This window comes from Pedobacter soli (assembly GCF_900101435.1).
Lineage (GTDB): Bacteria > Bacteroidota > Bacteroidia > Sphingobacteriales > Sphingobacteriaceae > Pedobacter > Pedobacter soli.
The window spans coordinates 13313-27451 of the sequence record NZ_FMZH01000003.1 but is presented as its reverse complement, the minus strand read 5'-3'; the positions used below and the strand labels follow the sequence as shown (position 1 = coordinate 27451).

The window sequence follows — 14139 nt, the reverse complement described above, 5'->3', positions numbered from 1 at the left end:
GTTATATCTTTGCAAAACCACGAGAAAAAATGAACACAGGGAAGGAGATTGCGATTATAGGTTTGGGTTATGTGGGATTACCATTGGCTATCGAATTTGCAAAAAAATATAAAGTAATTGGTTTCGATATCAATGACACCCGGGTAACAGAACTCAATCAACTTGAAGACCGTACCAATGAAGCCAACTTGGACGATCTCAAATCAGTGCTAGCTATAACAAATACAAATAGTGGATTAAGCTTAAGTGCGAATCCAAATGCCTTGGTAGCTTGTAGCATTTATATTGTTACGGTTCCTACTCCTATTGACCACCTTAAGCGGCCTGACTTGCAACCCTTACTCGCTGCCAGCGACATGTTAGGTACAGTACTTAAAAGAGGAGATATTGTCATCTACGAATCGACTGTTTATCCGGGTTGTACAGAAGAAGATTGCGTACCGGTTTTAGAAAAAAAATCAGGTTTAAAATACAATGCTGATTTTTTCTGTGGTTACTCTCCTGAGCGGATTAATCCGGGCGATAAGGTCAATACCTTCACCAAAATTAAAAAGGTTACTTCCGGTTCTACCCCTAGTATTGCATCTGAAATTGATCAACTTTATGCCTCGGTTGTCACCGCGGGAACGCATCTGGCTCCCAGTATTAAAGTAGCTGAAGCATCAAAAGCCATAGAGAATGCCCAGCGTGACGTTAATATATCTTTTGTAAATGAACTGGCCTTAATCTTCGATCTCATGGGGATTGATACTGCTGATGTATTGGCGGCTGCATCAACCAAGTGGAATTTTCTGAATTATAAGCCGGGTTTGGTAGGTGGGCATTGTATCGGCGTAGATCCTTATTATTTAGCCCATAAATCTGAAGCTTTGGGCTATAAGCCGGAAGTGATCTTATCCGGACGGCGGATAAATGATAATATGGGCATGTTTGTGGCCAATAAGGTCATTAAAATGCTGGCCGCTAAGAATAAGGTAATTAATGGTGCTAAAGCCTTGATTTTAGGGTTTGCCTTTAAAGAAAATTGTCCTGACACCCGCAATACCCGGGTAATCGATATCTATAAAGAGCTAAAATCTTTCAGTATGGAAGTAGATGTACACGATCCCTGGGCCAATGCCGAAGAAGTAGAAGCGGAATATGGCTTTAATCTTAACAACATCAATCAATCAAAAAACTATGATGCAGTTATTCTCGCGGTTGCACACCAACAGTTTCTTGAAGTGGATTATGCGAAATTCAAAAACGAAGGTGCTGTGATCTTTGATACCAAGTCATTTATACCACGTGATCTGGTAGATGCGAGGTTATAGTAAAGTTTTAGCACATTACCCATCTCAGTATATCTAAGTTTTAACCCTGTCACTTTTCTTCAAGCAATCATTGCAAGGCTTAAGGGCTTGTAGATCTCTCGAAAAATTTGTTATAGTGGACTAAAGCGCTCAAGTTTAATAGATGAAACAATCTTTCTTCATTTTTTTAGCAATTTTATGGGTGATTTTCTTAGGTTCATCTAATCTCTAAATATGGGTTTGAACTAACTGGGTATTGCATTAACCAATGCGTTCAGTAGTGGAATTGGATTAAATTTAACGGAGTTGTTGTTAAACTACTGCTGAAGAGAATCATTTAATTCTGTATGTTTGTAGTTTATAAAAAGATTAAGACATATATGAAGGTTGCTTTAATTACAGGTGTTACAGGGCAGGATGGGGCTTATTTGGCAGAATTTTTACTCAAAAAGGGTTATTTTGTTCATGGTTTAAAGCGACGTTCATCCTCATTTAACACCGATCGGATCGATCATCTATATCAGGATCAGCACGAACAGAATGTATATTTTAAATTACATTATGGTGATTTAACTGATTCCACTAACCTTATTCGTATTATTCAGGAAACGCAGCCTGATGAGATTTATAACTTGGCTGCGATGAGCCATGTACATGTGAGTTTCGAAATGCCTGAGTATACCGCAAATGCAGATGGCATTGGTACCTTACGTCTTTTAGAAGCTGTTCGCATATTAGGCCTAACAAAAAAAACAAAAATTTATCAGGCCAGTACTTCCGAACTCTATGGTTTAGTGCAGGCGGTACCGCAAAGCGAAACCACACCTTTTTATCCACGTTCTCCTTACGCTGTTGCCAAAATGTATGCTTATTGGATCACCGTAAACTACCGTGAGGCTTATCATATGTTTGCCTGTAATGGTATTTTATTTAATCATGAAAGCCCGCTAAGGGGTGAAACTTTTGTCACCCGTAAAATTACCCGCGCGGCTGCTAAAATTGCTTTAGGGCTACAGAAATGTCTTTACCTGGGTAATCTATCTGCCCAAAGAGACTGGGGGCATGCCAAAGACTATATTGAGGCGATGTGGTTGATTTTACAACAGGAAAAACCTGAAGATTTTGTGATTGCAACAGGTATTACTACCACCGTTCGCGATTTTGTTCGGATGAGCTTTGCTGAGCTAGGGATTGAAGTTGAGTTTTCAGGTAAAGATGAAAACGAAAAAGGGGTAATTATAGGGATAGATGTAGGTGTGGCGAGTAGTTTAGGTTTAGATCTGGAAAAATTGTTTTTAGGCGGTACCGTTGTACAGGTAGATCCTAAATATTATAGACCTACCGAAGTAGATTTATTATTAGGTGATCCTACTAAATCTAAAACACAACTGGGCTGGCAACCTAAATATGATTTAGCTGCTTTGATTAAAGATATGGTAATTTCTGATCTCCACTTAATGAAAAAGGATGAGCATTTACAAGCAGGTGGCTTTAAAACCTTAAATTATTTTGAATAATTTCCTCCATCGGATTTACTATAGATTAAATTTTTATTAATTTTTCGCAATAATTGGCAATCAGAATCGTTTGTTTTACGATATCTCGACTATTTGTCTGATTTAGTCTATTGCTCATTGGGAAATACATTAAATTAATTTAGATTTACATCATTTAATACACGTTTTTAGAACATATTTCGTTTTATCACTAAAATTGAAGGGCAGTTGACGTGTATTGATACAATTAATCACTTTTCCTGTTGTGAAAAAATATGTTTAGCTTTTTTAATAAAAAAAATAAAATTACCGATATTTCCTGGCTGGGAGTTGATATACACTCACATATTTTGCCGGGTATTGATGATGGCTCTCCCGATGTGGAGACGTCGGTTCGGTTTGTTAAAGCACTTTCAGAACTTGGTTTTGAGCAGCTAATTGCAACACCACATATTTTGAAAGAACTCTATCCCAATACTAAAGAAAGCATTAGGATTGCTAAGGAAGGATTACAAAATGCGCTTAACAAAGCTAATGTTACTACAAAGTTGAGCACTGGTGCTGAATATATGGTTGATCAGGATTTTACTTTAGATCAAGCTTTGTGTCCTCTGGATCAAAAACACCTGCTTATCGAAATGTCTTATCTTTCTGAAAGCCCAGGTATAAGCCAAACGATATTCGACATTGAAATAAAAGGATTTAAGCCAATTTTAGCTCACCCTGAACGCTATACATTTTATTTCAGAGACAGAAGTAGGTTAAAGAGATTTAAAGAAAAAGGATGTTTACTACAGTTAAATTTATTGTCAGTTTTAGGATACTACGGCAAAGATGTTAAACAGCTAGCCGAAGTTCTGTTGAAGGAAAAAATGTATGATTTGGCGGGAACCGATCTTCATCATGATAAGCACTTAAATGTTTTAAGAGAATCTATTCTTTCTGGAAAGCTTTATGATATTATTGGTTGTTATAATTTCAAAAATAAGGAGTTATTTAGCTCAATTTTGATTTAGCAAAAAAATGCTTAATTAGTTAACTAATCCTTTCCATCAATTAATGTTCAATTTTGCTTAAAAATCTGAAAATGTTTAATATCTGAAATTAAACATTTTCAGATATTACAATTAAATGTTTAAGTTTGCAAGCTGTTTAAAATGGTCAATTTCATTTTAGATGGAATCTATACTATGAATAAAAAAATAAATGTATATAAAGGGCTAAAAATTAGTAGTCTAATATTCGTAATCGCCTTAAGTTCTTCCTGCGTTAGTAATAAGAAAATAGCTTACTTTCAAGACATTCAAACTGTTAATCAGGCCAAATTAGAAAATTCAATTGCTTTTACTGAGCCAATTATACAGCCAGATGATATTTTGAGTATCAATATATTCACTCTAAATCCACAAAGTGGTGCTATTGTTAATCAAGCTGCTGCCAATACTGTTTTAGGTGGAGGAGCTAATACCGCACTCGCTTCGCAGCAAGTAAATGGCTTTTTAGTAGATCGTAACGGAGAGGTTGAATTGTCGCTCATAGGAAAAGTAAAAGTTAGTGGGTTAACAACATATCATGCACGTGAGTTGATTCGCGAGAAAGCTGCTGTAGTATATAAAGAACCAAATGTCCAATTAAGATTTGCTAACTTTAAAGTTAGCGTGCTAGGTGAAGTGAATGCCCCTTCCGCATATACCTTACCAAATGAGAAAGTATCTGTGTTAGATGCTTTAAGTTTAGCAGGAGATTTAACCATTTATGGCAAAAGAGAAAATGTTTTGGTAATTAGAGAGACAAATGGGAAAAAGGAATTTGGACGTTTAGATCTCAATTCATCTGATATCTTTAATAGTCCATACTACTATTTAAAGCAAAATGATGTAGTATATGTGGAACCAAATAAACGTAAGGTTTCAGCCTCAAATTCAGCTCAAATTCAAACGATTGGTGTAATTGCTTCTGTTATATCTGTTATAGTTTTAGCTATAAGCAATTTTAAATAAACCACAATACACTAGCGCAATTATAAATGAATACCTATTCTGAGAAAAAAAGCCTTCAAAATTTAGAAGGTGATAGCATTGATATAAAACAGATTTTTTTAAAAATTAAAGACAAGTGGTCTTGGTTCTTTATCAGCGTTATCTTTTGTTTATTTATATCTTTTTTATACATAAGATATACCCCTCCAATTTATCAAATTAACGCAAGAGTATTAGTAAATGATGATGAAAAAGGTGGTGGTATTGGCAAACAAGCTGGTGCGCTTATGGATTTGGGTGGTATCCTCGGCGGAAAAAATTCTGTTGATAATGAAGCCGAAATTTTAAAGACAAGATCTTTGATGGATCAGGTTGTTAGACAAATGAAATTGAACATTGTCTATACTAAGAAAGGAAGTTTAACCAACCGCGAGGTATATGAATCACCATTCAAGATTAATTTAGTTCAAGAAGTTGATACTATTAGTTTTACCAAACTAAAGATTGATTTAGAAAAAAACAATAAAATAAGTATTTCTGGCAAGGATGTTGATTTGGAGGTAGATTGGGGGCAAATCTTTGAAATAAAAGGAATTGGAAAGCTTTCAATATCAAAAGAAGATTCAGTAGAACCAAATAAAGGAATTTATTATGTCTCCATTAGTTCCATTGATGAAAGAGTTGCTGCGTTAATGAAACAACTGAGTGTTGGCGTTTATAATAAACAAGTAACCATCATTGATTTGGGCTTTTCATACCCCGTGCCCAAAAAAGGTGAAGATATCCTGAATGCATTGATAAAACAGTACACCCAATCTAATCTAAATGATAAAAACATAATTGCGGATAGTACAACTAAATTTATTCAAAAAAGATTGAGTTTGATTGCCAGTGAATTAGGTGATGTTGAGAATAAAGTTCAGAGTTTTAAAACCAATAATAAGCTTGCAGATATGAGTGAGCAAGGGAGATTATTGGTTCAGAGCTCCGGTGAAATTACTTCTGAACTCGCGAAAGCAGAAACGCAAGTTTCAATATTAAATGATCTTGAAAAATATTTGAAAGATACTAGTAAAAATCAAAGAGTTTTTCCTACATCTTTACTGCCACAAGATATGGTTTTTTCTGGCCTAATGAATCAGTATAATACTTTGCTTATCGAAAGAGACAAACAATTGTTAAGTGTTACTGAAGAAAGTCCATTTATTAAAAATTTGGATACTCAAATTTCTGAATTAAGGAAAGGGATTCTGTCAAATATTCAAAGCACAAAAAATACATTTGTTGTAACAAGGGATAAATTAATATCTCAACGGAATCAATCGGAAGGTAAGATAAGTAATGTACCTCAAATCGAAAAAGACTACTTAAAACTTGCTAGAAATCAACAAATAAAGCAAGAACTGTATATCTTTTTAATGCAAAAGGCAGAGGAAACCGCAATTTCTAAAACTTCAAATATTTCTATAGCTAAAACAATTGACCCTCCAAAAGCTGCGGTTCTTCCGGTTAGTCCTAAAAAAAATATAGTATATTTAATAGGTTTATTTATAGGTTTAATCATTCCAGTAACAGTTGTTTTTGTTGTTGATATAATGAACACCGGTATTGGAACTAAGGATGATGTAACAAACCGTACTTCTGTGCCTGTTATTGGTGAGATCAGTCATAACGAGTCGGATGATAATTTAATAGTTGCAAATAAAGGAAGATCGGCTATTTCAGAACAGTTTAGAGCTTTGCGAACCAATTTATCGTTTTATTTGAAAAACGAGAATGACAAAGTTATTTTGCTTACCTCAAGTATGAGTGGTGAGGGAAAATCTTTTACCGCTATAAATTTGGGTAATATTTTAGCCTTAGCTGGTAAGAAAGTTTTACTAATGGAATTGGATTTAAGAAAACCGGGGCTATCTGTAAAACTAGGTGTCTCTAACAATATAGGTTTTAGTAATTTTACAATTGATTCTTCATTAAAACCTGCCGATATTGTTAAGCAACTCACAATTAACAAGAATATGTATATTGTTTCTTCAGGGCCATTACCTCCGAATCCTGCCGAGGCGATAATGAGTGAGCATACACCCGACTTAATCGCTGAATTAAAGAAAGAGTTCGATTACATTATTATGGATGCACCGCCAATAGGAATTATTGCAGATGCACAGCTTTTGGCGAAATACGCAGACGTTACATTGTATCTTGTACGACAGAAATTTACAAAAAAAGATCAAATAAATATTGTTGAAGATCTTTATAGCTCAGGCAAAATGAAGAATATGGGGATTGTGGTTAATGATATTAGTAGCAAATATTATGGTTATGGATACGGTTATGGTAACTATGGTCAGAGTGAAAATAAAAAGTGGTACTCCAGTATTTTTAAAAGAATGAAATAAAATGGGGATTGATAAAATTGAAATTATACAGTTACCTAAAATACTTGATGAGCGTGGAAATCTTTCTTTTCTTGAAGAAGGAAACCAGTTACCCTTTGATATTAAGCGTACTTATTGGATTTACGATGTGCCTGGTGGTGAAATTCGTGGAGGGCATAGTTATCATCGAAATAAGGAACTTATAATCGCTTTATCTGGTAGTTTTGATGTTGTAATTAATGATGGAAATGAGGACAAAACGTTTTCACTAAATCGCTCGTATTATGGAATATATGTGCCAAATGGTATTTGGAGGCATATGGAAAATTTTTCTACAAATTCCGTGGCACTGATTGTTTCTTCAACAGATTATGATGAAACTGATTATGAAAGAGATTTTGATAAATTTAAATTGTCCAAAAACAATGCGTAAAATTACAACCTATGATTGTTCCGTTTTTGAACTTCCAAAAATAAAAGATCGGGCGGGCAACATAACGCCAGTTCATAATAATATAGAAATCCCCTTTTCGGTTAAAAGAATATTTTATCTATATGATATACCTGGTGGTGAATCGCGAGGTGCTCACGCCCACAAGGAATGTCATCAATTTTTAGTTGCTGCTAGCGGTAGCTTTGAAGTTTTCTTAGATGATGGAAAAACAAAAAGAATTGTTCAATTAAATAGGCCTGATGTTGGTTTACATATTCCGCCAGGAATTTGGGCATCTGAAATCAATTTTTCATCAGGATCTATATGCTTGGTTTTTGCATCTAGCCTCTACAATGAATTAGATTATATTAGAGATTATAAAGACTTCTTAATTTATTCAAATGGGAATTAGTGTACATCATTTGGCCGATGTCCAAAGTGATTCTATTGGTGAAATGACCTTTATTTGGCAGTTTACTGTAGTATTATCTGGAGCCGTAATAGGAAAAAATTGTAACGTCAATGCGAATTGTTTTATAGAAAATGATGTTGTTATAGGTGATAATGTAACTATAAAGTCTGGAGTACAAATCTGGGATGGTATAAAAATTGAAAATGATGTTTTTATTGGACCTAATGTAACTTTTACAAATGATTTGTTACCACGCTCAAAACAGTATCCAAAAGAATTTAAAAAAACAATTCTAAAAAAAGGTTGTTCAATTGGAGCAAATTCTACAATTGTTGCTGGAATTGAAATTGGCGAGTACAGCCTAATTGGTGCTGGAAGTGTATTAACAAAGAATGTACCACCCCATACTCTTTGGTACGGAAATCCGGCGAAATTAAAGGGGTATTTAACAGAGGACCTGAAGATATTGAATCTTCAGCTACAGGATAAAGAAACGGGAGAGCAGTTTGTGCTTGATGGATTTAAACCAACTAAATTATGATAAAATTTTTAGACTTATATAAGATTAATCAGCTTCATAAGAAGGATCTTCAAGATGCATTTGAACGAGTTTTAGAATCCGGATGGTATATTATGGGGTCTGAGTTAAGAAATTTTGAAGAGAAGTTCTGCCAGTATACTGGTGCGAAGTATACAATCGGGGTGGCAAATGGACTAGATGCTTTAGTGTTAATTATAAGAGCCTATAAAGAAATGGGTATTTTTAAAGATGGAGATGAAATTATCGTTCCATCAAATACATATATAGCAAGTATTTTGGCTATATCTGCAAATAATTTAAACCCTATTCTTGTTGAACCTATTTTAGAAACATATAATCTTGATTACAGATTAATAGAATCAAGAATTACTGAAAAGACAGTTGCAATTTTACCAGTGCATTTGTATGGCCAGTTATGTGATATGGATAAGATTTGTGAGATCGGCGTAAAGTATGGTCTTAAAGTAATTGAAGATTGTGCTCAATCTCACGGTGCAAAATCTCCAAAGGGATGTTCTGCAGGGAATTTTGGTGATGCTGCTGGTTTTAGCTTTTACCCTGGAAAAAATTTAGGAGCATTGGGAGATGCTGGTGCCATTACTACGAATGATGCTAATCTAGCAGAAACTATTAGTGCACTGCTGAATTACGGCTCTCGGGTAAAATATGAGAATATTTACAAAGGAGTAAATAGCAGACTCGATGAGCTTCAAGCAAGTTTGTTGTCGGTAAAACTGGCAAGCCTGGATAATGAAACAGAATTAAGGAGGAAAGTGGCAAATCGGTATTTGGAAGAAATTAATAATCAGAAGATTATTCTTCCTATTGTTGATTTTCAAGAAAGCCATGTGTGGCATTTATTTGTAATAAGAACAGAAAATCGTACCGATTTGCAACAGTATCTGACTAATGCAGGTATACAAACAGTGATACATTACCCTATACCTCCTCACAAACAGAAGGCATATGAAGAGCTTAATGATTTATCTTTACCTATTTCGGAAAAAATACACCAAGAGGTTATAAGCTTACCAATAAGTCAGGTTATGTCAGATCAAGAGGTTAGCCGTGTTATTGAAGTTGTAAATAACTACTAACACTTTGAAGCTATTAAAAACAACAATTTTTTCGGGGATTATAACTTTTGTCAAGATTGCTTCCACTTTTGTGGCGAGTAAAGTAGTTGCAATAAGTGCTGGCCCAGCCGGGGTTGCTATTGTTGGAGCCTTTACAAATTTTATAACGATATCTCAGACTTTTGCCAATGGAGCTATAAATAACGGGGTTATAAAATATTCCTCAGAGTACAATGGTGATTCAATAAAATTAAAAACCTTAATAAGTACTTCTCTTAGGATAACGATTTATAGTTCGATAATAAGTGGAATACTTTTGATACTTTTTAGTGGATTTATATCTTCCATAGTATTTATGAATGAGCTGTATGTAAATCCAATTAGATTATTGGGTTTAACTATAGTTTTAACCTCATGCAATACATTAATACTTTCTGTATTAAATGGTTTGGGTGAAATTAAATTATATACTTTTGTTAATGCGATAGGTAGTATAATAAGCCTGATTTTTACCGTTACTCTTGTGTATTTTTATAATGTGATAGGAGCATTATATGCTTTGGTTTTTTCACAATCGATTATATTACTTGTTTCGGTAATCCTCCTTCGGAAGAAAGCTGTTTTAAGACTCTTTTTTAACGTTCAGCCTATTGACAAGACTATTGCTGCTAACCTAAGTAAATTTAGCTTCATGGCAATAATCAGCGCCTTAACGATGCCATTGGTTCAAATTATAATAAGGAATTTCCTAATTGCTAAAGTAGGAATAGATGAATCTGGATATTGGCAGGGGATGATGCGCATATCTGATGGATATTTGATGCTAATAACAACATCGTTAAGTACATATTACTTGCCCAAACTTTCTTCACTAAAAACAAATGGAGAGCTTAAAACTGAAATTTATAATGGATACAAAGTGATAATACCCGCTGTAATAGTTAGTTGTGGGTTAATTTTTTTGTTGCGATTTTTGATTATAAAAGTTCTTTTTACATCCGATTTTATTTCGATGGAAAAATTGTTCATTTGGCAATTATTGGGTGATATATTTAAAATTTGTGCTTGGGTTTTGGCTTACCTGATGCTCGCCAAAGCAATGACCAAATTGTTCGTAATTACGGAAATTATTTTTGGGTTATCTTATATTATAATAACCTATTTTTGTGTCATAAAATGGGGAGTATTGGGCGCGAGTATAGCATTTGCAATAAATTATTTTTTATATCTATTGGCTATGGTCATCATTTTTAGAAAAAAACTCTCAAAAAATGAGTAATCTAGGTGTGTTTTGCTTTTACTTCCCTAGCCGTGGAGTTAGTGGTGTACCTGTTCTTTTCTCAAGAATAGCTTCAGCTTTAGCTAGTCGAGAAACAGTAGAAAAAGTATATGTGGTTGATTTTGAGGATGGCTATATAGCCGAAAGCATTAGGGGACAAAGTAAAATAGAACTGATCCCATTTAATTTTGGGGAATCCGTGTGTATCCCAGATGATGTAACTTTCATTACTCAGTCAATGCTTCCCTACAGATTCCCATCTGAGGTGGTAATTTCCGAAACCTCAAAAATTGTGTTTTGGAATCTTCATCCTGATAATCTTGTGCCCATATTAATCCCATTTCCAGGCTTAAGGAACGTCCAATTTTCATCATTTAATTTATATGAAAAGATCGGAAAAGTATTCTTTAAGAGAACTATCGGGCGAGTGAAAACTTTTGCCTCAATTTGTTTGCAAAAAAAAGCGCTATTATTTATGGACAGCGTTAATAGGGATAAGACAGCTCAGTATCTTTTTTTGGATATTTTAAATAGTGATTTTTTACCCGTTCCTGCTTTAAATTCAGAGGAAAGGATTTATCACAAAGCTAATAGGGATCTTACATTTTGTTGGGTTGGCAGACTTTGTGACTTTAAAATCCACATATTGTTATACACCATTGATAAGCTCGCAGTATTATCGAAAGAATTAAAAATTAAAATTAAATATAAGATAATTGGTGATGGTCCCTTTCAATCTGAAATTGATAAGTTGGATTTGAATAATGAGTTCTTTGAATTGGAGGTACTTGGAGCTGTCAGTAGTCAAAAATTAGATAGCATTTTAATAAATGAGGTGGATATTCTGACTGCAATGGGTACATCAGCTTTAGAAGGTGCTAAATTAGGACTTCCCACTGTTGTTTTAGACTTTTCGTATAGTAAAATCGTTGATAATTATAAATACCGCTGGCTTTATAAAACAAAAGATTTTGATTTAGGGCATGACATATCATCTAAAGATTTTGATCACGATGGGGATAGTCTAAAACAGATTATTTTTGAATCGTCTAATAATTTTAAAGATATTTCCAATAAAACATTGGATTATTTTCTTGATAACCATTCTATTGATGGCGTTGTCGAGAAATTAATTGTTGCAACGGAGGAATCAGATTTGAAGATCACAGACTTTCCAAAGTCAATTTTTAAAAAAAGTTTAGTAAGAAACTTATATGAGGTTTTCAAAAAAAAATAATTCTTGTTAATATGAATACAAAACTAATTACACTATTTAAGCCAATATTAATTTTTATTGCGGTTTGGGTATTAGTATTTTTTCTATATAGCATGAGATTGAGTGAATTGATTTGGTTTGAAGCCTCTGCGGGATTTAAGTTCTTTTTTATAGCAACTTTTTCATTTTGTTTAGGTTATTTCTTTGTCTTCTTATTAAGAGGTCGTGTGGTGGAAAAACCATTTGTTTATACTGATACAGCTATTAAAAATGTAGAAAAACGGATTATTCCGTTTTTTAAGTTTTGGATTTTTTTTACCATTATTGAGGTTATTTTCTCGAAGGGGGTTCCTTTATTATGGATTATTCAAGGAAGTGAAAAGACGTATTTCGACTTTGGTTTACCATCATTACATGGGCTGTTAAATGCCTTGCAAACCTCGCTTGGAATTATTAGTTTTTTTTTATATCTCAAAACTGGTAAAAGGAAATATTTATATATATGTTTATTCACGTTTATATGGCAGATTGTTGTAATTTCTCGACAACTAATTGTTACGCAGATCATAGAGATATTCTATATTTACTTTACATTTAGTAAATCTCAACTAAAATTAGTACGAAATCTTTCTTTTTTTGGTTTGTTTTTTATAATACTTTTCGGTGTAGTTGGTGACTTAAGAACCGGTCAAGATAAATTTTATGAGTTGGCTATGCCATCGCAAAATTGGATATCTTGGCTGCCCTCTGGGTTTTTATGGGTGTATATTTATCTGGCAACTCCATTTAACAACTTACTTTATAATTTTAGTGTTCCAATTACAAATTTTGACCCGTCATTTCCTAACACAACAAGTCTTTTACTTCCTAGTTTAATTAGAAATTTTTTCTATGGGGACAATACGGTTTCTAATACCTCTGGAGCGTTAATTAGCGAGGCATTTAATGTGAGTTCTGCATTTACCTCTCCTTATTTGGATATGGGATATTACGGCATTGCTATATTTTCATTTACGATTGGTATTATTAGTTTTTTAGCATGGTGGTCAAAAGGGAATAAACGAGTGCTCTTTCGTGCCGTAATTGCTCAATGTTTAATATTGAGTATATTTTATAACCACTTTTTCTACCTACCTATAATTTTTCAGTTATTTTGGATATCGTTAATAGTTAAAGATGAGAAATTATAATACGCTTTTAAAATTAAGGTCGCAATCGGGACTTAGCGGAAATGAACGGATTTCAGTATGTGTACGTGTAAAAAATGAAGCGGGTGAACTTCCCAGATTTATTGCATCGTTAAAAAAACAAAAAATGTTTGAGTCAATTCACTTAATATTTTTAGATAGTGGAAGTAGTGACGAAACAATAGAGATACTACAAAACATAAACTGTGATTTATATACCATAGATTCTAGCGAGTTTTCTTTCGGTGATTCTTGCAATCTGATGATGAGTTTATCTGGATCAGAATTAAACGTTTTTTTCTCCGGACACGTAATACTTGAAGAAGATAACTTTTTTCAAAAAATTTTTAATTTGTTTGAACAGATCGGTGAATTTTCTGCTTACTTCAGGCAAATTGTTAATGAGTATTTAGGCTATTCGATCTACGACAGTACATTTTTAAAGTATTATTTTCCTAACTTTAATGGACAGTCTCCTATTCTGCTAAAAAATGGATTTCATTTTTCCAATGCAGCGTCTGTAATTTCCAGAAAACAATGGGAGGAAATTGGCTTTGAAGACGTTATTGCAAGTGAAGATCAGATATTTGCGGAAGAAGTAAGCTCAAAGTTTAACGGAGTTTATTATTTCCCTGATTTAAATGTTAAACATAGTCATAATGAAAGCCCAGAAAGTATAACAAAGCGGGTGAAAATTAATGTTTTAGCCAAAAATCCTAATGGCGTTCCCGTTTATAAGTATTATCTCTCTTTTTTGAAATTGTTTTTAAGCCTCTTCATTAATTCTTTAGCATTTAAAGATTCCCTTAAATTTGCTAAAGCACATTCGGAGGGCTATATCATTAAATAA

General features: G+C 33.6%; 13 protein-coding genes. All 13 read left to right on the top strand.

Going from position 1 to position 14139, the window contains the following annotated elements; all coding sequences use genetic code 11:
* The first annotated feature begins 29 nt into the window (after positions 1 to 29).
* The 13 genes from BLR37_RS07445 (at position 30) to BLR37_RS07385 (ending at position 14139) form a co-directional block, all read left to right on the top strand.
* Positions 30 to 1313 carry a nucleotide sugar dehydrogenase gene (locus BLR37_RS07445; protein WP_090766657.1) on the top strand — a complete coding sequence of 428 codons (1284 nt, stop codon included), beginning with the start codon at positions 30 to 32 and terminating at the stop codon, positions 1311 to 1313.
* A 359-nt stretch (positions 1314 to 1672) separates the two neighbouring features.
* Positions 1673 to 2809, top strand: coding sequence for a GDP-mannose 4,6-dehydratase (gmd, locus tag BLR37_RS07440; protein WP_090766654.1), 1137 nt, complete (start codon positions 1673 to 1675; stop codon positions 2807 to 2809).
* A gap of 254 nt (positions 2810 to 3063) precedes the next feature.
* Positions 3064 to 3804 carry a tyrosine-protein phosphatase gene (locus BLR37_RS07435; RefSeq protein WP_090766651.1) on the top strand — a complete coding sequence of 247 codons (741 nt, stop codon included), beginning with the start codon at positions 3064 to 3066 and terminating at the stop codon, positions 3802 to 3804.
* Positions 3805 to 3978: 174 nt separating this feature from the next.
* Entirely contained in the window at positions 3979 to 4788 is an 810-nt protein-coding gene (locus tag BLR37_RS07430; RefSeq protein ID WP_090767809.1) for a polysaccharide biosynthesis/export family protein, read from the top strand.
* A 26-nt stretch (positions 4789 to 4814) separates the two neighbouring features.
* Positions 4815 to 7166 (top strand): GumC family protein, encoded by a 2352-nt coding sequence (locus BLR37_RS07425; RefSeq protein ID WP_090766648.1) that lies wholly within the window; start codon positions 4815 to 4817, stop codon positions 7164 to 7166.
* Between the two features lies 1 nt (position 7167).
* Positions 7168 to 7578: a sugar 3,4-ketoisomerase gene (locus BLR37_RS07420; RefSeq protein ID WP_090766642.1), complete on the top strand. Its 411-nt coding sequence runs from the start codon at positions 7168 to 7170 to the stop codon at positions 7576 to 7578.
* Positions 7532 to 7990, top strand: a complete 459-nt coding sequence (locus tag BLR37_RS07415; protein WP_244154614.1) for a sugar 3,4-ketoisomerase — start codon at positions 7532 to 7534, stop codon at positions 7988 to 7990. The genes BLR37_RS07420 and BLR37_RS07415 overlap by 47 nt, the downstream gene beginning before the upstream one ends.
* The gene (locus BLR37_RS07410) at positions 7980 to 8531 is read left to right on the top strand and encodes an acyltransferase (RefSeq protein ID WP_090766635.1); all 552 of its coding nucleotides are present in this window, start codon (positions 7980 to 7982) and stop codon (positions 8529 to 8531) included. Before BLR37_RS07415 ends, BLR37_RS07410 begins: the two co-directional genes overlap by 11 nt.
* Entirely contained in the window at positions 8528 to 9628 is a 1101-nt protein-coding gene (locus tag BLR37_RS07405) for a DegT/DnrJ/EryC1/StrS family aminotransferase (RefSeq protein ID WP_090766633.1), read from the top strand. Before BLR37_RS07410 ends, BLR37_RS07405 begins: the two co-directional genes overlap by 4 nt.
* 4 nt (positions 9629 to 9632) lie before the next feature.
* Positions 9633 to 10886 carry an O-antigen translocase gene (locus BLR37_RS07400; protein WP_090766630.1) on the top strand — a complete coding sequence of 418 codons (1254 nt, stop codon included), beginning with the start codon at positions 9633 to 9635 and terminating at the stop codon, positions 10884 to 10886.
* Positions 10879 to 12123 (top strand): hypothetical protein, encoded by a 1245-nt coding sequence (locus tag BLR37_RS07395; RefSeq protein WP_090766627.1) that lies wholly within the window; start codon positions 10879 to 10881, stop codon positions 12121 to 12123. The genes BLR37_RS07400 and BLR37_RS07395 overlap by 8 nt, the downstream gene beginning before the upstream one ends.
* Before the next feature lie 11 nt (positions 12124 to 12134).
* On the top strand, positions 12135 to 13292 hold the full coding sequence (locus BLR37_RS07390) for an O-antigen polymerase (RefSeq protein WP_090766624.1): 1158 nt from the start codon (positions 12135 to 12137) through the stop codon (positions 13290 to 13292).
* Positions 13279 to 14139 (top strand): glycosyltransferase, encoded by an 861-nt coding sequence (locus BLR37_RS07385; protein WP_090766621.1) that lies wholly within the window; start codon positions 13279 to 13281, stop codon positions 14137 to 14139. The genes BLR37_RS07390 and BLR37_RS07385 overlap by 14 nt, the downstream gene beginning before the upstream one ends.

Bases quoted from the DNA above. Each gene is read 5' to 3' on its own strand.
- BLR37_RS07385 (WP_090766621.1), top strand. From the start codon at position 13,279: ATGAGAAATTATAATACGCTTTTAAAATTAAGGTCGCAATCGGGACTT.
- BLR37_RS07410 (WP_090766635.1), top strand. From the start codon at position 7,980: ATGGGAATTAGTGTACATCATTTGGCCGATGTCCAAAGTGATTCTATT.
- BLR37_RS07430 (WP_090767809.1), top strand. From the start codon at position 3,979: ATGAATAAAAAAATAAATGTATATAAAGGGCTAAAAATTAGTAGTCTA.
- BLR37_RS07420 (WP_090766642.1), top strand. From the start codon at position 7,168: ATGGGGATTGATAAAATTGAAATTATACAGTTACCTAAAATACTTGAT.
- gmd (WP_090766654.1), top strand. From the start codon at position 1,673: ATGAAGGTTGCTTTAATTACAGGTGTTACAGGGCAGGATGGGGCTTAT.
- BLR37_RS07435 (WP_090766651.1), top strand. From the start codon at position 3,064: ATGTTTAGCTTTTTTAATAAAAAAAATAAAATTACCGATATTTCCTGG.
- BLR37_RS07390 (WP_090766624.1), top strand. From the start codon at position 12,135: ATGAATACAAAACTAATTACACTATTTAAGCCAATATTAATTTTTATT.
- BLR37_RS07445 (WP_090766657.1), top strand. From the start codon at position 30: ATGAACACAGGGAAGGAGATTGCGATTATAGGTTTGGGTTATGTGGGA.
- BLR37_RS07405 (WP_090766633.1), top strand. From the start codon at position 8,528: ATGATAAAATTTTTAGACTTATATAAGATTAATCAGCTTCATAAGAAG.
- BLR37_RS07425 (WP_090766648.1), top strand. From the start codon at position 4,815: ATGAATACCTATTCTGAGAAAAAAAGCCTTCAAAATTTAGAAGGTGAT.
- BLR37_RS07395 (WP_090766627.1), top strand. From the start codon at position 10,879: ATGAGTAATCTAGGTGTGTTTTGCTTTTACTTCCCTAGCCGTGGAGTT.
- BLR37_RS07415 (WP_244154614.1), top strand. From the start codon at position 7,532: ATGAAAGAGATTTTGATAAATTTAAATTGTCCAAAAACAATGCGTAAA.